The 21,376-nt window shown below is 72.6% G+C and carries 17 protein-coding genes and 2 pseudogenes; 11 read left to right on the plus strand and 8 right to left on the minus strand.

The window, feature by feature from the left end; all coding sequences use genetic code 11:
• A pseudogene (locus OHU89_RS49780) lies at positions 1 to 2,148 on the plus strand (bifunctional polysaccharide deacetylase/glycosyltransferase family 2 protein); the annotation flags it as partial.
• Positions 2,149 to 2,316: 168 nt separating this feature from the next.
• A pseudogene (locus tag OHU89_RS49785) lies at positions 2,317 to 3,318 on the plus strand (acyltransferase); the annotation flags it as partial.
• A gap of 32 nt (positions 3,319 to 3,350) precedes the next feature.
• Here OHU89_RS49785 and OHU89_RS49790 read toward each other — a convergent pair.
• Together OHU89_RS49790 and OHU89_RS49795 are read right to left on the minus strand one after the other, a co-directional pair.
• Positions 3,351 to 3,857 (minus strand): hypothetical protein, encoded by a 507-nt coding sequence (locus OHU89_RS49790; protein ID WP_405653285.1) that lies wholly within the window; start codon positions 3,855 to 3,857, stop codon positions 3,351 to 3,353.
• Positions 3,858 to 3,999: 142 nt separating this feature from the next.
• A complete protein-coding gene (locus OHU89_RS49795) occupies positions 4,000 to 4,890 on the minus strand; it encodes a universal stress protein (protein WP_405653287.1) in 891 nt (296 codons plus the stop codon).
• Positions 4,891 to 5,169: 279 nt separating this feature from the next.
• Between OHU89_RS49795 and OHU89_RS49800 the strand changes: the two genes are divergently transcribed.
• Positions 5,170 to 5,970, plus strand: a complete 801-nt coding sequence (locus OHU89_RS49800; RefSeq protein ID WP_405653289.1) for a universal stress protein — start codon at positions 5,170 to 5,172, stop codon at positions 5,968 to 5,970.
• Between the two features lie 2 nt (positions 5,971 to 5,972).
• Positions 5,973 to 8,657, plus strand: coding sequence for a cation-translocating P-type ATPase (locus tag OHU89_RS49805; RefSeq protein WP_405653291.1), 2,685 nt, complete (start codon positions 5,973 to 5,975; stop codon positions 8,655 to 8,657).
• 36 nt (positions 8,658 to 8,693) lie between these two features.
• Here OHU89_RS49805 and OHU89_RS49810 read toward each other — a convergent pair whose 3' ends face one another.
• Positions 8,694 to 9,395 carry a response regulator gene (locus OHU89_RS49810; RefSeq protein WP_405653293.1) on the minus strand — a complete coding sequence of 234 codons (702 nt, stop codon included), beginning with the start codon at positions 9,393 to 9,395 and terminating at the stop codon, positions 8,694 to 8,696.
• A 397-nt stretch (positions 9,396 to 9,792) separates the two neighbouring features.
• Between OHU89_RS49810 and OHU89_RS49815 the strand changes: the two genes are divergently transcribed.
• Positions 9,793 to 10,683: a universal stress protein gene (locus OHU89_RS49815; RefSeq protein ID WP_405653295.1), complete on the plus strand. Its 891-nt coding sequence runs from the start codon at positions 9,793 to 9,795 to the stop codon at positions 10,681 to 10,683.
• Positions 10,684 to 10,840: 157 nt separating this feature from the next.
• On the opposite strand, the gene OHU89_RS49820 is transcribed toward OHU89_RS49815, so the two are convergent.
• Positions 10,841 to 11,614 carry a GerMN domain-containing protein gene (locus OHU89_RS49820; protein ID WP_405653297.1) on the minus strand — a complete coding sequence of 258 codons (774 nt, stop codon included), beginning with the start codon at positions 11,612 to 11,614 and terminating at the stop codon, positions 10,841 to 10,843.
• Positions 11,615 to 12,128: 514 nt separating this feature from the next.
• Here OHU89_RS49820 and OHU89_RS49825 point away from each other — a divergent pair.
• Complete coding sequence (locus OHU89_RS49825; protein WP_405653298.1) at positions 12,129 to 12,326, plus strand: hypothetical protein; 198 nt, start codon at positions 12,129 to 12,131, stop codon at positions 12,324 to 12,326.
• A gap of 170 nt (positions 12,327 to 12,496) precedes the next feature.
• Here the strand turns inward: OHU89_RS49825 and OHU89_RS49830 are convergent, their stop codons facing one another.
• Both OHU89_RS49830 and OHU89_RS49835 read right to left on the minus strand, forming a co-directional pair.
• On the minus strand, positions 12,497 to 12,874 hold the full coding sequence (locus tag OHU89_RS49830; protein WP_405653300.1) for a hypothetical protein: 378 nt from the start codon (positions 12,872 to 12,874) through the stop codon (positions 12,497 to 12,499).
• Positions 12,875 to 13,115: 241 nt separating this feature from the next.
• Positions 13,116 to 13,343, minus strand: coding sequence for a hypothetical protein (locus tag OHU89_RS49835; protein ID WP_405653302.1), 228 nt, complete (start codon positions 13,341 to 13,343; stop codon positions 13,116 to 13,118).
• A 269-nt stretch (positions 13,344 to 13,612) separates the two neighbouring features.
• Here OHU89_RS49835 and OHU89_RS49840 point away from each other — a divergent pair, with 269 nt between their 5' ends.
• The 5 genes from OHU89_RS49840 (at position 13,613) to OHU89_RS49860 (ending at position 19,020) form a co-directional block, all read left to right on the plus strand.
• A complete protein-coding gene (locus OHU89_RS49840; RefSeq protein ID WP_405653304.1) occupies positions 13,613 to 14,479 on the plus strand; it encodes a universal stress protein in 867 nt (288 codons plus the stop codon).
• A 2-nt stretch (positions 14,480 to 14,481) separates the two neighbouring features.
• Complete coding sequence (locus OHU89_RS49845) at positions 14,482 to 15,243, plus strand: HAD family hydrolase (protein ID WP_405653306.1); 762 nt, start codon at positions 14,482 to 14,484, stop codon at positions 15,241 to 15,243.
• Positions 15,240 to 17,609, plus strand: coding sequence for a glycoside hydrolase family 65 protein (locus tag OHU89_RS49850; RefSeq protein ID WP_405653308.1), 2,370 nt, complete (start codon positions 15,240 to 15,242; stop codon positions 17,607 to 17,609). Before OHU89_RS49845 ends, OHU89_RS49850 begins: the two co-directional genes overlap by 4 nt.
• 127 nt (positions 17,610 to 17,736) lie before the next feature.
• Positions 17,737 to 17,994, plus strand: coding sequence for an SHOCT domain-containing protein (locus OHU89_RS49855; RefSeq protein ID WP_405653310.1), 258 nt, complete (start codon positions 17,737 to 17,739; stop codon positions 17,992 to 17,994).
• A 45-nt stretch (positions 17,995 to 18,039) separates the two neighbouring features.
• A complete protein-coding gene (locus OHU89_RS49860) occupies positions 18,040 to 19,020 on the plus strand; it encodes an Acg family FMN-binding oxidoreductase (protein ID WP_405653312.1) in 981 nt (326 codons plus the stop codon).
• Positions 19,021 to 19,033: 13 nt separating this feature from the next.
• On the opposite strand, the gene OHU89_RS49865 is transcribed toward OHU89_RS49860, so the two are convergent.
• Positions 19,034 to 20,209 (minus strand): ABC transporter permease, encoded by a 1,176-nt coding sequence (locus OHU89_RS49865; RefSeq protein WP_405653314.1) that lies wholly within the window; start codon positions 20,207 to 20,209, stop codon positions 19,034 to 19,036.
• Complete coding sequence (locus OHU89_RS49870; protein ID WP_405653316.1) at positions 20,206 to 21,372, minus strand: ABC transporter permease; 1,167 nt, start codon at positions 21,370 to 21,372, stop codon at positions 20,206 to 20,208. Before OHU89_RS49870 ends, OHU89_RS49865 begins: the two co-directional genes overlap by 4 nt.
• Positions 21,373 to 21,376 lie beyond the last annotated feature (4 nt).

Here is a 21,376-nt window from a genome sequence, read left to right on the forward strand (position 1 = left end):
ATGCCGGTACGACCACAGAAACACGCCACCGGGCGACCCGCCACCGGCCCCGGCGACACCCGCCGTGCCCGACGCGCCACCTCCCGGCCCCGCATCGTGTCCCTGCTCCTCGTCCTGGCCGTCATGTCGGGAGTGCTGCTCCTGCACGGCTATGTGCACGGGGAGTTCGCCGCGGACCACCGCACCCACCCCCCGGTGTCGGCCGGCCACGTGCCCCAGGACGTGCTGCGGGGCGGTCCGGTGATCGACATCACCGGCTCCCGCACCCGCAGCTTCGCGCTCCCGGACCGGACCGTGGCGCTGACCTTCGACGACGGCCCGGACCCGACCTGGACACCGAAGATCCTCGATGTGCTCGACCGCTACGGCGCCAAGGGCACGTTCTTCGTCACCGGAGCCGCGACCGCCGGAGAGCCGGGACTCGTCCGGCGGATGGTCGCCTCCGGGCACGAGGTCGGCCTGCACACCTTCACCCACCCCGACCTCGTGAACCAGTCCGAAGCGCGGGCCGACCGTGAACTGGCGCAGACCCAGCTGGCGTTGGCGGGCGCGGCCGGCATCCACAGCTCACTCGTGCGCCCGCCCTACTCGGCACACGCCGCCGACCTGGACGACCTGTCATGGCCGGTGGTCGAGCGGCTGGGCGAGAAGGGGTACATCACCGCGCTCGTCGACGTCGACACCGAGGACTGGCGCCGCCCGGGCGCGCCCGTCATCGCCTCCCGGGTGACCGAGGAACTGACCGGTCGTGGTGCCGTGGTGCTGCTGCACGACTCCGGCGGGGACCGCTCGCAGACCGTGCGAGCGCTGGACGTCCTCGTTCCCGAACTCCTCGACCGCGGTTACCGGTTCACCACGGTCACCGGCGCGCTCGGCGGCGCCGGCGCCCACCACCCGGTTGCCGGGGCGGAGTTGTGGAGCGGACGGGTCTTCGTGGCGGCCGTGGTCGTCGGTGACCGGCTGGTGCCCGTACTGATCTGGATGCTGGCCGCGGTCGGTGCCCTGATGCTCGTCCGGTTCGCGGCCATGCTCGTCTTCGCCCACCGCCACGCACGACGTCGCCGCGCCCCCGGATTCTCCTGGGGACCGGAGGTCACCGAACCTGTCAGCGTGGTGATCCCCGCCTACAACGAGCGGGCCTGCATCGCCCGCACGGTGCTGTCCGTGGCCCACAGCGACCATCCGGTCGAGATCGTGGTGGTCGACGACGGCTCCACCGACGGCACGGCCGACGCCGTCGAGTCGCTGGCCCTGCCCGGCGTCACCGTCGTACGGCAGCCCAACCGCGGCAAGCCCGCCGCGCTCAACACCGGGATGGCGTACGCCTCCCACCCGCTCGTCGTCATGCTGGACGGCGACACCGTCTTCGAGCCGGACACCGTGCACCACCTGGTGCAGCCCTTCGCCGATCCACGCGTCGGAGCGGTCGCCGGCAACACGAAGGTCGGCAACCGCGCCCGCCTGCTGGGCACTTGGCAGCATCTCGAATATGTCATGGGCCTCAACCTCGACCGCCGCATGTACGACGTGCTGGGCTGCATCCCCACCGTGCCCGGCGCCGTCGGCGCCTACCGCCGGCGCGCCCTGAGGCACGTCGGCGGGCTCAGCGGGGACACCCTCGCCGAGGACACCGACCTGACCATGGCACTGCACCGGGGCGGCTGGCGGGTGGTGTACGAGGAGCGCGCCCGTGGCTGGACCGAGGCACCCGCGACCGTCGGCCAGTTGTGGCGGCAGCGCTACCGGTGGAGCTACGGCACGCTGCAGGCGATGTGGAAGCACCGTCACGCCGTCGTCGAGCGGGGCCACGCGGGGCACTTCGGACGGTACGGTCTCGCGCTGGTCGTGCTGTTCACGGTCCTCACCCCGCTGCTGGCCCCGCTCATCGACCTGTTCCTGCTGTACGGCCTGCTCTTCCAGGACCCGGTACGCACCGCACTCGCCTGGGGCGCGCTGGTCGGCGTACAACTGCTGTGCGCCGCGTACGCGTTGCGGCTCGACGGCGAGAAGCTGCGGGTGCTGTGGGCGCTTCCGCTGCAGCAGCTGTTCTACCGGCAGTTCCTCTACACGGTGCTGCTGCAGTCCTGCACCACCGCGCTCACCGGGGCCCGTCTGCGCTGGCACAAACTGCGGCGGACGGGCCGGTTGGCGACCGCGCCGCGTTCGGTCGCGGAAGCCCCCACGCTCACCGCCGTCCCGGTCGCGGTAGCCCCCACGGTCACCGCCGCCCCGGCGGCCCGCCGGACGAGCGGCCGCAACCTCTACCTGGACTTCCTGCGCGCGGTGGCACTGATCCGCGTGGTGACCTACCACACCTTCAACTGGGCCTGGCTCACCCTCGCCTTCCCCGCCATGGGCGTCATGTTCGCGCTGGCCGGCTCGCTGATGGCCCGCTCGCTCGACCGGGGCGACCGCACCGCCCGAGCGGTGATACGCGCCCGGATGCGCCGACTCCTGCCGCCGGTGTGGCTGTTCGGGCTCGTCATCGTCCTCACGATGCTGGTGGGGGGATGGCGTCCGGACGACGGCGGCGCGGACAAGGCGGCGGGCTGGGCACGGATGGTCTTCTGGATCGTGCCGGTCAGTGAACCGCCCTTCGCCGACACCGAATGGGCCCGGCAGATCGCCGCGCCTCTGTGGTACATCCGCGCCTACCTGCTGTTCGTGATCGTCTCGCCGTTGCTGCTGCGCGCGTTCCGCAAGGCACCGTGGACCTCGGTGGCGGGCTTCCTGGCACTGGCGGTCCTGGTTCAGAGCGCGCTGCTGCCACTGCCCGCCCGTATCGACGCCCCGTTCACCGACCTGGTCACGTTCGGGGCCTGCTGGCTGCTCGGATTCGCCCACCACGACGGGCTGATCCGCCGGTTGCCGACCGGCCGGGTGATGGCGGTGGCGGCCACGGTCATGGGCGCGGGCGGCTGCTTCGCCGTGTCCCACCCGACCGAGGAGGGGTACGACCTCGGCTCCATTCCCCTGGCCCAGGCACTGTGGTCCTTCGGCTTCGTCCTTCTGCTGCTGCGCTTCGGACCGCGCGGCGACACCTGGGTGAGGCGCCTGGGGCCGGTCCACGCCGCCGTGGTCCTGCTCAACGCCCGCGCTGTGACGGTGTATCTCTGGCACGAGGTGGCCCTGGTGGTCGGAGTGCTCCTCATCGACCTGATGTGGCGGGTACCCGTGCTGGAGGACTCCCTGCCGCTCGGCAGCACGGGACTGCTGTACGTCGTCGTGTGGCCGCTGATCGCCGTGGCGGTACTGGCGGCCGGATGGTCGGAGGACCGGGCGGCGAAGCGCCCCGCGCGACTGTGGCCGAGGCCTTGACCTCGACATGAGCCGACCGGATCGTCGTACGGCTAGGCGTCGGTCCGGATGCCGGAGATGAGCAGGGTCGCCAGATCGGACTGGATCATCAGACGCGTGCGGTGGGTCCGGCTCGCCGTGTCCTGCCAGGTGAGCGTGGCACGGGTCCAGCAGTGCCCCATGCCGCTGTCGTTGTAGACGACCTCCCAGGCGATGGGCACACCCTTGTCGCGCAGGACGCCGTCCATGGAGTGTTCGGCCTCCCAGCGGGCCAGGTCGCGCCGCAGTCCGGCGGTGAGGTAGTGGGTGCGCAGGGAGTCGGCGAGCCGGGTGCGGCCGGAGTCGTACAGGACGTCGATGTAGGCGCCGTAGAAGTCGGCGACCCGGTCGACGGCGGACGTCGGGCGGCCCGCGCGGGCGGGTGCGGCGACCGTGGTCACGGTCGCGACGGTGGACTCGGTGTCCGTGCGGACACCGGTTGTGCTCGTCGGCAGTGCCGCCCCGAGTGCCAGCAGCGCGCTGCTCAGTGCGACACGGCGAAATGTGCGTGACGATGCCATTTCGACACTCCTCCGCTGGGTGGAGCACTCAACGGTGCCCCCTCAACTCCACTACATCTCCGAAGGGGTGCCGACGTCCTGGGCCGACCGGCCCGTCTTGTCCGCCGGCTGGCACACCGGACGGGCGGAATGCCCGCAGGACTCAGTCGTGCGGGACCACGGCGACGGGGCACGGCACGTGATGCAGAACCCCGTGGGCGACGGGGCCGAGCTTCCATGTGTGGCGGGAGGGGTGGTGCCGCCGTCCCACGACAGTGAGCCGACTGTGCGCGGACGCGGACAGCAGCACCTGCGCGGCGGAGCCCCTGGCGACGTGGCCCACCACGGGGACGTCGGGGAACTTCTCGCGCCACGGCGCCAGCGCGGCGGCGAGCCGCGCACGCTCGTCCGTCTCGTAGCCGCCGTCGGCCTCCTCGCCGGACAGCGTGCGCGGATGCGTCAGCAGGGACGACAGCGGCAGGACTCGCACGGCCCGTATGCGGGAGTGCCCCGCCCGGGCGGTGGTGAAGGCGAACTCCAGCAGTGGGTCGGCGGCCGGCCCGGCCTCGCGGACGCCCACCACGACCTCGTCCCGGTCCGGCGCCGCGGGACGGTCCCAGCCCCCCTCGACGGCGGGATCGTCCGCTCGGACCGTGACGGTGGGACACCGCGCGAGGCCCAGGACGTGCAGGCTGATGGAGCCGAGCAGGAAGCCGGCGACCGCGCCGTGGCCGCTGGAGCCCAGTACCAGCAGGTCCGCACCCGCGCCGAGGTCCAGCAGCGCCTGGGCGGCGGGTGTCGAGACCAGCTCCGTGTTCACGGTCAGATCGCCGTGGCGATGGCGCAACTCGGCCTCGGCCCGCTGCAGCATGCGTCCCCCGTACTGCTGCTTGCTCAACGCCTCCTGGGGGACGGTCACATCGAGCGGCTGGGATGTCCAGGAGTGGAGCAGCAGGACGGGCAGGTGCCGCCGTGCCGCCTCGTGGGCCGCCCACCACGCAGCCGTCATGCTCGCTGGTGAGCCGTCGATTCCGACCACGACAGGTCCGGTCATCGCGCACCTCCGGTTCCGGCACGGGGACCCATCCCCGTGCCGCGCGCATCGATCCCCACCTTCAGAGTGAGCGCGGCAGGGACCGTGGGGGAGGGCCGGACGGTGCGCCCTTGGGGGCCGTACGGCCCAGTGCGGACGACGGCGCGCAGGCCGGAGGGTGGAGACGTGGACGCGAGGTGGGGCCGGCCGGCCGATGACGCCGGGCCCGGCCCTGCCACGCGGTGCCGTCGTCGGCCCGTCCTCCTCCGGACGGGGCCGCCCGGAGAGGGGAGAACCACCATGACCGGTCCGGTCGTCGTGGGAGTGGACGGATCGGCGTCGAGTCTGGCCGCCGTGGAGATCGCGGCCCGCGAGGCGGACCGGCGTGGTGTGGAACTGCGGTTGGCGCACGCCCTGGGTCCTGAGCCCGGAGAGGTGGCGCCGGGTGTGCCGCCCTGGGATCCCGGCGGTGCCGAGCAGCGCGACCGGGTCAACGGGGCGCTCGGCGACGCGGAGTGGCGCGCCCGTCGGGTCGCCCCGCGGGTGACGATCACCCGTGGCGTCCTCATCGGTGCGCCCGAGACGGTACTGGGACTCGAAGTGCGCTCCGCGTCCCTCGCCGTGCTGGGCAGCCGTCGCCGCAGCGGGCTGAACGGCCTGCTGCACGTCTCGGTCGCCGGGCGGCTCAGCGCCGACGGCGGCTGTCCGGTGCTCGTGGTGTGCGGCAGGCCGGCCCTCACCGGCTCGGTCGTGCTGGCCTACGACACCTCCCCGGCGTTCCGGAAAGCGGCCGAGTTCGCCTTCGCCGCAGCCGCCGAGCGCGGCACGGACCTGGTGGTCCTGAGCCGGCGCGGCACTCGGACCGCGCGGGCATTGACCGACCTGCGCGAGAAGTACCCCGACATCGTCGTACGACCCCACCGGGTGCGGGGACAGGCCGGTCGACGCCTCGCCGAGGTGAGCTTCGGCGCGCAGCTGATCGTGGTCGGAGCCGGGCGGCGCGGACATGGCGCGGTCCGAGTACCGCGCCGCTTCGCTGGCCGGAAGGTCCTGCGCTACGCGCACTGTCCCGTTGTCGTGGTGCCCGGAGAGAAGGCGTGATCATGGACGTGACTGCCCCGCCGGTCGCTCCGGCCGGAGAACCCGACGCATACTGTCTGACCTCCACCGAGGTGGCGGCCCGCCTCGGCGTGGATCCGGCGACCGGCCTGAGCGAGCAGGAGACGGCCGAGCGGGCGGCGGCCCACGGACCCAACCGGCTGGCCGAACCCGCCCGGCGGCCGGAGTGGCTGAAGTTCCTGGACCAGTTCCGCAACTGGCTGATCGGCATTCTGCTGATCGCGGCCGTCGTCGCCGGAGCCATCGGCGACATCAAGGACGCCGTGGTGATCACCGTCGTCCTGCAGATCAACGCCGTCCTCGGCTATCTCCAGGAGCGACGCGCCGAACGCAGCCTCGAAGCGCTGCGCCGGATGCTGGTGCCCACCACCCGGGTCCGCCGCGACGGTGCGGAACGGGTGGTGGAGGCCCACACCCTCGTCCCCGGAGACGTGGTCCTGCTGGAAGCCGGCGACCGGGTGCCGGCCGACGGACGGCTGGTCGTCGCGGAGTCGGTGGAGGTCGCCGAAGCGGCCCTGACCGGCGAGTCACAGCCCGTCGCCAAGACCACCGCGGCGCCGGCCGACACGGCGTCCCTGCCGCTCGCCGAGCGCACCGGCATGCTGTTCATGAACACCGCCGTGACCCGGGGCCGCGCCGAGATCATCGTCACGGCCACCGGCATGCGGACCGAACTGGGCGCGATCGCCGAGGAACTGCGCACCGGCACCGAGCCGCCCAGCCCCCTCCAGGTGCAGTTGGACAGCCTCGGCCGCAGGCTCGCAATGCTGAGCGGTGTCGCGGTCGTCGCATACGCGCTCGTCGCCCTCGTACGCGGCGAGGCCCTCGCGGACATCGCCTTGCGGGCCGTTGCGCTCGCCGTCGCGGCGATCCCCGAAGGACTGCCCGCCGTCCTGGCGCTGACCCTCGCGCTCGGTGTGTACCGGATGGCCCGCCACGGTGCCATCGTCAAGCGCCTGGCCTCCGTGGAGTCACTCGGCTCGGCCACCGTCGTGTGCAGCGACAAGACCGGCACCCTGACCCTCAACGAGATGACCGTCCGGGCTCTGTGGACCGGCGGCAGGCTCTACGACGTCACGGGCCAGGGCTACGACACGAAGGGTGCCGTGCGCGGCGCCGAGGGACACCCCGATCGACTCCTCGACGCGGTACTGCCGTTCGCCGTGTGCAACGACGCGCATGTGACCGACGACGGTTTCGTGGGCGATCCGACGGAGGCCGCACTGGTCGTGCTCGCCGCCAAGGCGGGCATGGACGCCGACGGACTGCGCGCGGAACTGCCGCGCACCGGCGAACTGCCCTTCGACGCCGCCACCAAGTACATGGCCACCTTCCACGCCGAACCCGACGGCCGCACCCGCGTCCACGTCAAGGGCGCGGTGGACGTGCTGCTGGACCTGTGCACCGAAGTGCTGACCGAGGACGGCGTGCGCGACCTCGACGACCGCCACCGCAAAGAGATCCTCGACATCACCTCGAGCCTCGGCGGCTCGGGGCTCCGGGTCCTGGGCGCGGCCACCGCCCTGGTGGACGGCCCGCCCGAGCCGGCCGCGCTGCCCGGACTGACCCTGGTGTCGGTCGCCGGGATAGCCGACCCGCCCCGCCCGCAGGCCCGCGACGCGATGGCGCTGTGCCGCTCCGCCGGGGTCGCCGTCAAGATGATCACCGGGGACCACGCCGCCACCGCGGCAGCCATCGCCCATGAACTGGACATCACCGGCGAGGTGGTCACCGGCGCCGAACTGGACCGGATGACACCGGACGAGCTCGCCGAACGCATCGACGGCATCGGGGTGTTCGCCCGCGTCGCCCCCGAACACAAGGTCACGATCGTGCGGGCGCTGTCCGACCGAGGCCACATCGTCGCCATGACCGGCGACGGCGTCAACGACGCACCGGCGCTGCGGGCCGCGCACATCGGGGTGGCGATGGGCCGCGCGGGCACGGACGTCGCCAAGGAGGCCGCCGACCTGGTCCTCACCGACGACGACTTCTCCACGATCGTGCGGGCCGTCCGCGAAGGCCGGGCCATCTACGACAACATCGTCAAGTTCGTCCGCTTCCAGCTGGCCACCAACGTCGGTGCGATCCTGACCCTGCTGGGAGCCTCCCTGGCCGGCCTGCCGGCCCCGCTGACGGCGGCCCAACTCCTGTGGATCAACATCATCATGGACGGCCCGCCCGCCATGGCCCTGGCCGTCGACCCCGCCCGAGACGACGTGATGCGCCATCCGCCGCGCGACCCGCAGGAGCGCATCCTGGACGCCCGCCGCCTGCTGTCCATCGGCAGGGCCGGCGCGGTCATGGCCGTCGGCACCGTGGTCCTGCTGGCCCTGGCCCGACCGCGCGTCGGTGCCGACACCGCCGCGACCATGGCGTTCACCACGTTCGTCCTGTTCCAGCTGTTCAACTCGCTCAACGCCCGCGCAGAGGACGGCCCGTTGCTCGGCCGCCACCAGCTCCGCAACCGCACCCTGTGGCTGTGCCTGGCCGGAGTCCTCGCGGTCCAGGCCGTCGCGGTCCATCTGCCCTGGGCACGCTCGGTCTTCGGCACGGAACCCCTCAACGCCGCCCAGTGGGCTCTCTGCCTGGGTACGGCATCCACCGTGCTGCTGGTCGAACTGGTGGTGCGTGCCGCGCGAGGGCGCACCACTCGACGAACGGAGTGACAGCAACAGGACGCCGGACGGCTCCCGCGCGGTGCCTCACCGCGCGGGAGGGCCCCCGGCCTCGGGCTGTTCGAGGTGCGAGGCGAGCACCGCGGCCTGCACCCGGCGCTGGACGCCCAGCTTGGCCAGCATCCGTGAGATGTGGTTCTTGATGGTCTTCTCCGACAGATAGACCTTCTTGCCGATCTCGCGGTTGGTCAGGCCGTCACCGATCAGCGCGAGGATCTCCCGCTCACGCGGGGACAGGCCTGCCAGCTCGGGCGCGACCTCCGGGGCCGCGGCCGGTTCGGTGCGCAGGGAGCGCATCAGCCGGGCCGTCGTGGCCGGGTCGAGCATGGACTTGCCCGAGGCGACCGTGCGAACCGCGGAGACCAGGTCGGAGCCCTTGATCTGCTTGAGCACATAACCCGAGGCCCCGGCCATGATCGCGTCCAGCAGGGCGTCCTCGTCGTCGAACGAGGTCAGCATCAGCACCGCCAGTCCCGGCATCCGGCTGCGCAGCTCGCGGCAGACGGTGATGCCGTCGCCGTCCGGCAGGCGCACGTCCAGCACGGCCACGTCCGGTCGCACCGTCGGCGCCCGCAGCAGCGCGTGCTCGGCGTTCTCGGCGTCGCCGACCACGCTGATGTCCGCCTCGGCGTCCAGCAGGTCGACCAGACCGCGCCGTACGACCTCGTGGTCGTCCAGCAGGAAGACACGGATCGGATGCTGCGCCGTGAAAGCGGGTTCCTCGGGCATGTCGACCCCTCGATCCCAGGTCGGTGGCGGACTGCGGCCCGCTCCTGACGACGATCGTGATGGGGCCGAGGCCCCGCCGGCACCGTCGTGTCCGTCTTTCTACTCATTGTGCCCCGGCAGGGGTGTGATCGACGCGGGTACGGGGCCGGCAGTGTGGTGCGGGCACCATCGGCTGATGCGGCGCGGCTGGTGGCCCGGCCGGGCCACCACGGGCGGACCTGTGCGATCGGAATGCCAGGACCGGGCCATGGCGGGCGCGGCGCGGCATGTCAGCCCGTACCGGCCGCCGCCGCACCCGGTTGGGCCGGTCGGTCCCGGTGGGGGAACTACGGCCCCTGCACCCGTCGGCCCCGCCGGGCGACGCTGGAAGCAGATTCCCCGATCAGGAGGCGTCGCCATGGTCCGCACCGTTGTCACAGGTCTGGACGGCTCCGACGAGAGCCGGGCCGCTGCCGAGTGGGCGGCCCGTGAGGCGGAGCTGCGTGGCCTGCCCCTGAAGCTCCTCCATGTGGGGGAGCCCGTACCCGAGCTTCTGGCCCAGGCCCCGCTGCTCGGAGCCGAGACGCTGCAGTACTGGAGCGAGACAGTCCCCCGAGATGCAGCGGAGGGCCTCAGGCTGCGCCATCCCGGACTGGAGATCGTCGAGGAGCAGCGACGCGGTGGCCCCGTCGAGATCCTGCTGGAGGAGGCGGAGGACGCCGAACTGCTCGCCCTGGGCTCCCGCGGCCTGAGCGGGATCGGCGGGTTCCTGGTCGGTTCCGTCGGCCTGGCCGTCGTGGCCCACGCCGAACGGCCTGTGGTCCTGGTCCGCGCCGACGAGCACCCGACGGAGGACGCCGTCATGCCCTCGGACGCCGCTCGGCACCGGCCCGTCGTCCTCGGACTCGACGTCGCCGGCCCCGACGACTCGCTCATCGAGTTCGCCTTCGACGCGGCCGTGCGCAGGTCCACCGCCCTGCGGGTCGTGTACGGCTGGAACCTGCCGCCGTATTACACCTACGGCCTGTCCGCCGACCTGAACCTGCACGACGAGATCACTCGCGGGCAGGCGACCGCCCTGGCCGCGGCGCTTGCTCCCTGGCTGGAGAAGTACCCGGCTGTCGAGGTGATCGGGGAGTCCCGCTGCGGCAACGCCGCCGACCATCTCGTCGGCGCCTCCCGCGAGGCCTCGCTCGTGATCGTCGGCCGCCGGATCCGCCACAGTCCGCTCGGCGCGCACATTGGTCCGGTCACGCATGCCGTGCTGCACCACGCGAGCGCCCCGGTCGCCGTCGTCGCCCATGGCTGACATCGACGACGCCGACCTGGTCATGCTTGACGGCCACCCCTTCTCACCCGGCGATCACCGCATCGGCTGGCCGCCGGTGGGAGACGTCCACGAGTCCGGCATGGGCGACCCCCGGCGCGGGCGCCGCGCCGGGGTTCTCGCGTGTCGCGGGCCGGTGTCAGCGGTTCACGGTCAGCGGCACGGTGTCGACGGTCACGGGGCGGCCGTCCTCGGGCGAGACGAAGTACGCCGTGAGGAGGCCCGGCCCGCTGCGGGTGGCCTTGTAGGGGAAGGTGACGTCGAAGGTTCCGCGCGTGCCGGTGCCCGACGTCGCCCGCACCTGGACGTCCGCAGCGGTGCGCCCGGCGGTGTCGGTGACCTTCAGCTGGAACTCCGCCTCGAAGGTGTCGGCACTGCCCCACACCCTCAGCGGGGTGCGGACGGTGTCGCCGATCATGGGGGACTCGACCAGGACGGCGGGGCACAGGTCCTCGAAGTCGGCCCGGCCGACGGGCCCGTCCAGCACGACCCCCTCGCCGCCCAGTTGCTTCACCGGCTCGCCCTCGATCTCGAAGGAGACCTTGTCCACCGTCGGGAAGCGGGTCAGGGTGAACACGACCTGCGCCAGGCGGGCCCGCATCGACAGGCTGCCGCCTCCGTAGTCGTAGCGTCCGGACAGGTCGACCGTCGCGATCCGGTTCCGGATGACGACGGAGCGCAGCTCGGTGCCGGACGGGATGGCGGTGGTACGCCCGTGATCGATTTCGGCGCGGTCGGGACCGGCCAGCAGGGCGCGCATCGCCGAGGCCGCGGTCGAGGGCGCCGACACGGTACGCGGGGCGGCCGAGACCTTCTCGCCGTGCAGGAAGTACACAGCCGTACGGACCTTCTTCGCGGGAGCTTCCGATGTGCTGCCGGACGTTCCGGCGGCGGGCGGTGTGACGCTGGACATGGCATCCTCCTCCGACACTGCCAGTGAACCGCTCGCCGAGGCTGTCCCCCCAGTACCTGGACGGCACCGGCCCGAGGGCCGAACGGCCCTTGCGGCAAGGGCTGTTCGGGCCCCGTGTCCCGGACTCGGGCAACGCGCCCCGGGGCGGTGACGCGGGGCGGTTCAGTACGGCAGGGGCCGCCCGGACGGCGTGCGCAGGTCGGGAGGCTCCGGCCGCCGTGGAGAGGCGGGGCGCCTGGTCTGGTAGGTCCGCTTCATGATCGTCACCTCCGGAACCCGCCCGGGCGGGGTGCCGCTGACATCGGCACCGCATCTGTTCGCAGCCTTGTCCGTGCGGCTGCGCCGCACCATGAGGCGACCGACCCCGGCGCATGGGCCGACCGGCCCTGTGGACGTCCCTCGTGCGGGGACCGTTGCGGCGCCCTGTGCGGGCCGGTCGGCTCACGCCGTGCGCCGCGGATCGGAGTTCCATGTCAGTGACGACAACGGAGCACGTCGGAGGGGAGTGAGGATCGTGGGTACGAGTCTGACGCCGGAGTTCTGGGAGCGGTTCGCCGTGTTGCTGGTGGCGGCCATGGGCGTGACGTTCGCCCTCACGGCCGCGATGGACGCACTCGCCCTGCGGGTGGCGCGCCGGTGCGCGCGCAGGGCCGTCGAGCAGGCACCGCCCAGGACGGCAACCCCGGTTCCACGCACTGCCGTCCGCCTCTGATCGGACAGCGCCCAGGGAGCTGCCCGCACGACATCGTCGGTCTGTGGCTCGAAGTCCTCGCGGGCCGTCGAGGTGAGCACCTCGGCGGCCCGCACTCGCTGCCGCTCGGCCGGCTGCCGTTGCCGTGCGGACACGGCGGCTTCCCCGGACGGACTGCGCCCCGGGTCGGCTCAGTACAGCGAGGCGGGCCAATTCGTCAGTACGGCCGCGATGACACCGATGTCGAGCAGGACGCCGAGCGAGAGCCAGGGGTTGAACCACAGGGCCTTGAGGACCAGCCCGACCGAGGCCGCGAGGATCGCCGCGGCGGCCCAGCCCTCGGCCCGCGTCGCCGCTGCCGCTCCCGCGATGGCGTACAGCGCGGTGGTGAGCGAGGCGAGCCAGGTCGCGGCCGTGAGATGGATCCGAGGGCCCTGCACGCCGGCTGCGGCCAGCGCCCAGGAGTGCCTCGGGTCGAAGGGCTCGCCGGGGTTCGTGCGGGGCAGCCAGACCGGCAGATGAGCGAGTCCGTGCAGGAAGAGGAGGACCGAGACGAGTGCGGTGGTCATGGCGGGAACGCCTCCGGCTGTGGCCGCCCCTGCCTGGCCGGAACGGCGGGTACGCGTTGGTGAGTGAGGGCGTCGGCACGGGGCGGAGGCCGCGGTCGGCGCGCGGGGCACCGCCTCACCGGCCGTGGTCGGTGAGGCGGCTGCGGATCGTGGCACGCGGTCGGACGGCGGGGCGGATCCGAACGGACGGATGGAGTGCTGCCGTGCCCGTGGGAGCCGATGCCTACCGGATCGGGTGGGGTCACATCCGGTGCCGGTGGTCCTCGCGCGGGGTGTCGCCCATGTAGTGCCGTTCCTCGATGACCGTCCCGCGCTCGCCGGGACGCCGGACCATGCCGACCGTGGACATGAACGTGATGAGACCGAGCACGCCGACGAACATGAGCACGAAGCCGACGACGAACGAGCTGTAGCCGAACACCAGGCACGCGCCCACGACGGCCGCGCCGATCAGGATGAGAGGAACCATGACTGCCCTCCCCGGGAGTCTGCTCACCAATGCCGGAACCCGTCGAGAGACGGTCCGGCCGTACACGGAGGGCCGAGCGGCCGGATGAGATGAGAACCGTCCCCTCGGGGCTCCAGCTTCAGAGTCCGGCGGATCGGGCAGGCGGCACAGGGGCCGAACGTCCCGGGCCGGGGCCCGACAGCCTCTGCGGTCCGGGGCCAGGTGATGGGACCGTGGAGACGGAGCCCGGTGCCGCACGGTATGCGGTCCGACGAGAGGCGGTGGGGACGATGGATCTTCCCCTGGTCGTGGGAGTCGACGGTTCGGACGCGAGTCTCCTGGCGGTCGACTGGGCGGCGGACGAGGCGGCCCGGTGCGGACTGCCACTGCTGCTGGTGTACGCCTCCTTGTGGGAGCGCTACGAGGGCGCCGTCCAGCCCGACACCGGCGAACGCCCGTCCGAGCAGGTCATGGCGGAGACCATCCTCGACACCGCGGCAGAACGTGCCCGGCGGCGCGACCCCGAGACCAAGGTCTGCACGCAAGTGGTGCCGGAGGAAGCGGTCGACGCACTGCTGCACGAGAGTCACCGCGCCTTCCTCCTGGTGACGGGATCCCACGGTCGCGGAGGGCTGTCGGGCCTGCTCCTGGGCTCGGTCTCGCTGGCCGTGGCCGGACGCGCGCACTGCCCGGTGATCGTGGTCCGGGGCGGCGCTGCGGGCGACCGCGAACGGATCCTGCTCGGTGTGGGCGACCACGCCGAGAGCGGCGAGGCGGTCCGGTTCGCGTTCCGCGAGGCCGAGGCACGCGGGTGCATGCTGGACGCCGTACGAGCCTGGCGGCGCCCCGCACACAAGGCTGCGGACCATCCCCTGTTCGCCGGGCAACCGGCGCATCAGCACGAGCGGCAGGCGTCGGAACTGCTCGACGCCGCACTGCGTGAAGCGGTTGCGGAGCACCCCTCGGTCCGGGTGCGCCGCACCACCGTCGAAGGGCCGGCCGGCGAGGCGCTGCTGACCAGGTCGGGCGCCGCCGACCTGGTGATCGTCGGAGCCCGGCGCCGACACGAACACCATGGCCTGCAGTTCGGCCGGGTGGCGCACGCGCTGCTGCACCATGCCGACTGCCCGGTCGCCGTCGTACCGGAGGAGGGGTGACCATGGGCCGGTCCCTCGCCCCCGGGACGCTCGCTGCGAGCCTGCGAGACGTGCGTGCCGTCGTCTTCGACACCGACGGAGTGATCACCGACTCGGCGCGGGTGCACGCCGCCGCATGGAAGACGGCGTTCGACGCCCATCTGCGCGCCCACCCGCCCGAGAACCCGGACCAGCGCCGCCCGTTCGACGTACGGGACGACTATCTGCGCCATGTGGACGGCAAGTCCCGTCTCGACGGCGCCGCCGCCTTCCTCGCCGCCCGTGGCATCGACCCGTCGCCCGAGACGGTGCGGGCCGTCGCCGCGGAGAAGGAACGCCTCTTCACCGAGCAACTCCGCGAGCACGGCGTCGATGCCTATCCGGGGACGGTACGGCTGGTGCGGGCCCTGCGTCGGGCGGGCGTGCCCTGTGCGGCGGCCTCCGCCTCCCGGCACGCCGGTGAACTGCTGGGCCGGGCCGGGGTACTCGACCTGTTCGACCTCCTCGTGGACGGTGGTGAGGCGGCACGGCTCGGCCTGGCCGGCAAGCCGGAACCCGACCTGTTCTTGGAGGCGGTTCGGCGGCTCGGTGTGCCCGCCTGGCGGGCCGCTGTCGTCGAGGACGCGCTCGCGGGCGTCGAGGCGGGCAGGCGCGGTGGATTCGCCCTGGTGGTCGGCGTGGACCGGGCCGCCGGAGCGGACACCGGGGCGCGGCTGCTGCGGCACGGCGCGGACGTCGTCGTGAGGGATCTCGGAGAGCTGGTCGGGGAAGGAGAGCCGAAGTGACGGGATGGAGCTGGGAGTACGAGGGCTACACGCCCGCCGACGAACGCCTGCGCGAGTCGCTGTGCACCCTCGGAAACGGCTACTTCGCTACACGTGGCGCGCTGCCGGAGTGCGCCGCCGACGAGGTGCACTATCCCGGCACCTATGTGGCCGGCTGCTACAACCGGCTCACCTCCGAGGTGGCCGGACGGCAGGTCGAGAACGAGGACATGGTCAACGTCCCCAACTGGCTGCCGCTGCGCTACCGCCTGCCGGGCGGGCCATGGCTCACCCCCGACACCGCGACCGTGCTCGACCACCGGCAGATGCTGCACCTGTCCGCAGGGCTCTTGGAGCGCCGCACGCGCTACGACCTCGGCGAGGGACGCGAATTGACGGTACGTCAGCAGCGGTTCGTGCACATGGCGGACCGTCATCTCGCCGCCCTGCGCACCGAGTTCGCGGCCGAGGGATTCTCCGGCCCGCTGGATGTCGAGGCGGCCCTCGACGGCGGCGTCACCAACGGCGGCGTCCCGCGCTACCGGGACCTGGACGGCGGCCACCTGACCCACGTCCACACCGGCACAGCCGCCCCGGACATGGTGTGGCTGCGCTGCCGTACCCGCACCTCCGACGTCCGCATCGGCATGGCGGCCCGGCTCACCGCCGACGCCTCCCTCACCGTGCGCCACGAAGTCCCGCGAGCCGTCCAGCAGGCGACCCTCGACCTGGCTCCAGGTCGCACCGTCACCGTCGACAAGACCGTCGCCCTGCACACCTCCCGCGACCCGGCGATCAGCGACCCGCTGTACGCCGCCGTCGACCGGGTCGGCCAGGCCCCGGGCTTCGACGACCTGCTCGAGAGCCACCTCACCGCCTGGGACCAGCTCTGGCGCCGGGCCGACCTCGACGTCCCCGGGGAGGCGGGCCGCATCCTGCGCCTGCACCTCTTCCACGTCCTGCAGACCCTCTCCCCGCACACCGCCGACCTCGACGTCGGCGTACCCGCCCGGGGACTGCACGGCGAGGCCTACCGCGGTCACGTCTTCTGGGACGAACTGTTCGTCCTGCCCTACCTCGACCTGCACTTCCCCGAGGTCTCCCGCGCCCTGCTGCGCTACCGCCACCGGCGCCTCGAACAGGCCTGCACAGCCGCCCGGTCGGTGGGCCGCAAGGGCGCGATGTACCCCTGGCAGAGCGGGAGCGACGGCCGCGAGGAGACCCAGCAGCTGCACCTCAACCCGCGCTCGGGGCGCTGGCTGCCCGACCACTCCCACCTCCAGCACCACGTCGGCTCGGCGATCGCCTACAACGTGTGGCAGTACTGCGAGGCCAGCGGGGACACGGAGTTCCTGCACACCAAGGGTGCCGAGATGCTGCTGCAGATCGCCCGTTTCTGGGCGGACTCGGCCGTCTACGACGACAGCCTGGGCCGCCACCGCATCAAGGGCGTGGTCGGCCCCGACGAGTACCACGAGGCCTACCCCGACGCGCAGCAGCCGGGCCTCGACGACAACGCGTACACCAACGTCACGGCCGCCTGGGTGCTCGCCCGCACCCTGGAGCTGCTGCGCACGCTGCCGGAGCCCCGCTGCCGCGAACTGGTCGAGCGCACCGGTCTGGACGGCGGCGAACTCGAACTGTGGGAGGACGTCTCCCGCACCCTCCATGTGCCGTTCCACGACGACGTCATCAGCCAGTTCGAGGGCTACGGCGAACTCGCCGAGCTCGACTGGGAGGCCTACCGTGCCCGGTACGGCGACATCCGGCGGCTCGACCGGATCCTGGAGGCGGAGGACGACAGCGTCAACCGCTACCAGGCGTCCAAGCAGGCCGATGTCCTGATGCTCGGCTACCTGTTCTCGCCGGCCGAACTCCGCACGGTGTTCGGCCGGTTGGGGTACCGGCTCGACGAGGACACCTGGCGGCGCACCGTCGACTACTACCTGCGCCGCACCAGCCACGGCTCGACCCTCAGCGGCCTCGTCCACGGCTGGGTGCTGGCCCGGGACCGGCGGGCGGAGGCCTGGAAGTTCTGCCAGGAGGCCCTGCAGGGCGACATCGCAGACCTCCAGGGCGGCACTACCAGCGAGGGCATCCACCTCGGCGCCATGGCCGGCACCCTGGACCTGGTCCAGCGCGGACTGACCGGGCTGGAGACCCGCGGCGGTGCCCTGTGGCTCGACCCGGTGCCTTTGCCGGAGCTCTCGTCGTACGGGTTCGCCCTGCGCTACCAAGGCCACTGGGGTGTAAGGCTGCGCCTGGAGCGCGAGCGGCTGGAGATCGCCGTACCGTCCTCCGACGCCTCGCCGATCGACATCCGGCTGCCCGACCGGACGGTGAGCTTGCAGCCGGGGGAGACGGTACGGCTGTTGCTCCCGGACTGACCGCAGAACCGGGGCCGAACGGCCCCGGAGGGGGACCTGGCGGCCTCTTTCTCGCCGGTCGTGCGAGGCCGGAAGCTGGTCCTGAAAGAAGTCCGAAGGCCGCCCTCGCCGCGCGAAGGAGCCCCCGATGTACTGGAACGGTCACGACATGAACGGCTGGGGCTGGTTCGCGATGTCGATCGGCACGATCCTGCTCTGGGCTGCGCTGATCACTGTCGCGGTGCTGCTCTTCCGCACGCTGAGCCGCACCCCCGAGCCTGCGCACCCGGTGTCCGCCGAGCGGCTGCTCGCCGAGCGCTTCGCCCGCGGGGAGATCGATGAGGAGGAGTACCGGCGCCGTATTTCCGTGCTGCGCGCGGATGGCGTCGGACTCCCCACATCCTGACCGCGGTCGGACGGCCGACTCATCCCGCAAGGGGAGGTGCGCGCCATGCCGACGCGACCCGACGACAGGACGTACGCCACGGCCCTGGTGACCGCTGCCACGGCCGCGCCCTCACTGCACAACGCCCAACCGTGGCGGTTCCGCTACCTCCGAGCCGAGCACGCCGTCGAGCTACGGGCCGACCTCGGCCGGGCGATGCCGCGCACCGACCCCGACCATCGCGCCCTGCACCTGGGCTGCGGTGCGGCCCTGTTCAACCTCCGCGTCGCCGCGGCCCATGCCGAAGAGCGGGCCGACACGAGCCTGCTCCCCGACCCGGCGGACCCACTGCTGCTCGCCACCGTGCGCCTCGCCGGCACCGACCAGCCCGACCGCGACCTGCTGCTGCTCTTCCCGGCCATCGCACGCCGGCACACCAGCCGGCACCCCTTCCAGGACGAGCCGATTCCGGCCGACATCAGGGACACGCTGAGCGACGCAGCCGAACGGGAGGGCGCCCGGCTGCTGTTCCCCGAGCCCTGGCATGTGGAGTCCCTGCTGAACCACGTCCGTGACGTCGAAGGACGCGACACCCTCGACCCCGAGAGGTTCGAGGACATACGGCAGTGGACGCGCACGGGCGTGGAGGCAGCGGTCGACGGGATCCCGGAGGGCGCCTTCGGACCGCGCAGGCGTGCGGGCCGGGCCCCGGTCCGGGACTTCGCCGGTCGGCGCACCGTGCCAGGACGCCCGGCGGCCGACTTCGAGAGCGCACCGCAACTGGCCCTGCTGGGCACGACCCACGACCGCCCCGAGGACTGGCTGCGCGCCGGACAGGCCCTGGAACGCGTCCTCCTGCTGGCCACCCACCACGGCCTGGCCACATCTCTCACCTCGCACTCCCTGGAACGGCACGACCTGCGCGAGCTGGCCCGGGACCCAGGGTCGGCCATGGGATTCGTGCAGATGGTGCTGCGCCTCGGATACGGCCCTGCGGGGTCCGAGACCTCGCGTCGCCCGGTGTCGCAGGTCCTCGAGATCGTCTGAGCGCGCGCCGGGCTCACGTCCCGGAAGCGGCCGTCAGCCGCCGCCGCAGAAGCACGGTCGCCAGGGCGATCAGCACCGTGGCGAAGCCCGCCAGCACGGCCAGGTCGCGCAGGATCGACGTCAGGTCCCCGTCCCTGGACAGCAGGGTCGTCCACGCGTCGACGGCCCACGCGTGCGGTACCGCGTGACCCGCACTGCGCAGCCAGTCCGGCACCAGCGCCAGCGGCCACATGCAGCCGCCCAGCATGCCGAGGCCGATCCCGAGCGCCGGGCCGACGGCGTTCACCTGCTCCGGCGTACGGAACACGGCACCGGCCAGGACACCCGCCCCGGTGCCGACCAGCGCCCACACGGCGACCAGGACTCCGGCGGCGAGCGGGTCGCCCCAGGCGACGTCGAAGGCCAGCGCCCCGACGGCGACGATCAGCAGGGACTGCAGCAGGGCCAGCAGGAGATATGCGACCGTCTCGCCGAGCACCAGGGTGCGGGCGGAGACCGGCGCCGCGAGGGCGCGGGCGTACACCCCGGTCCGGCGGGTCTGCACGATGGCCGCGCCACCCGCGAGGGCGTTGATGAACACGAACAGCACCAGCATGGTCGGCGTGCTGTAGCTGTAGCCGAGCGGCAGATAGTCGCTCTGCCCGTTCACGGTCTGCGTGCGCACCGCGATCGGGGAGGCCGCCCGTTCGGTGCCGCGGGCCAGCGCGAGGGTCTCGTCGAAGTCACCGGCGGTCTCCTCGGCGGCGAAGCGCGCCGCCTGCAGCCGCGCCGCGTGCTCGGCGACGACGGCCGACACCGACGACACGGCGGCGTGCCCGGCGCTGCCCGACGGCTCCACCAGCACCGCCACCGTGACCGCACGCCCGTCCCGCACGCCCGCGTCGAGTCCGTCGGGCACCACGACCACGGCGTCCAGCTCGGCCCGGCGCAACGCCGTGCGCGCGTCCGTCACGGTCCCGTAGGTGCGAGTCCGCAGCCCCGGCGCCTCCTCGATGCCGGTGACCAGTTCCTCGGCCACCGGGCCCGACCTGGAGGCCGGGACGAGGCCGACGCGGAACTGGTCGAAGCCGCTGACCGTGACCCCGATGACGACGATGATGGCGACCGGCAGCAGCACCATGAAGAACAGCGCCGTACGGTCCCGGAATGCCCGCGCGACGGTCGCCCGGGTCACTGCGAGTGCGGTCATGCCGGCCTCCTCAGCCGAAGGAGCAGAGCCGTCACCGCCGCCACGGCCGCCGAGAACGCGGCGATGCCCAGCAGCGGGGCACCGACCGCGGCCCAGCCGCGCACCCCGGTACCCAGGTCGGTGAATCCGCGCAGGGCCCACCCGTTGGGGGTGAAGAGCGTGAGCCGGCGCATCAGGGACGTGCCGGAGGCGAACACGAAGTTGCCGCCCAGCAGGACGAGCGCGAACACCACGATCGACGCCAGCCCCTCGGCCTGCCGTTCGGTACGGGCGATCGCGATGACGAACGCCGTCAGGCACACCACGGCGACCGCCATGCCCACGCTGAGGGCGGCGACCCCCACCGGATCCGCCCAGCGCGCCCCGAACGCCAGCCACGACACGAGCGCGACCGTCACCAGCCCGGCCAGGCTGTAGACGAACGTGGACAGCGACTTCCCCAGCAGCAGCGCGCCCCGCCCGACCGGGGCCGCCGCGATGCGGTCGAGGGTGCCCTGCTGCTGTTCGATGAAGTAGCCGCGCGCGCCGAAGCCGACGCAGAAGAGCACGAAGAACATGCCCATGCTGGGCCCGAAGTAGCTGATGACCTTCAGCGGGTCGTCCGCGAGCCCCTGGGCCCGCACCTGCTCGGGAAGTCTCAACAGGGCCGCCTTCGCGGCGAGTTCGGGGACGTCCTGGTGCGGAACGCCCGCCGCGACGGCCGTGGCCACGGACAGCCGGTCGGCGTTGACCTGCGCGACGTACGACTCGGTGACCGCCCGCGCCAGCTGCGCCTGCAGTCCGAAGTCCACGCTGTCCAGGACGGTGACCGGCTGTGCGGGCCCGCCGCTCAGCGCCTCGGTGAACCCCTCGGGGACGACGATCGCCGCGTGCGCCCGTCCGGCGTCCACGGCCCGGCGTGCCGCGGCCTCGTCGCCGTAGGAGTGAACCCGTACGGTGGCGGAGAGTTCGGGGCTCTTCAGCACCTCGGTCAGCCCGTCGGCCGCCGCGCCGCGGTCCAGGTCTACGACGCCGATCTCGGCGCGGAACTCGGAGTTGTCGCTGAACGCCATGGCCATCAGCCCGGAGATCAGCACCGGTGCCAGGAACACGATCACCCAGGCCGAGCGGTCGCGCAGACGCTGCCGCAGATCCTTCGCGGCGATGGCGAGGAGGACACGCACGACC

It is taken from the genome of Streptomyces sp. NBC_00019, from assembly GCF_045041015.1.
Lineage (GTDB): Bacteria > Actinomycetota > Actinomycetes > Streptomycetales > Streptomycetaceae > Streptomyces.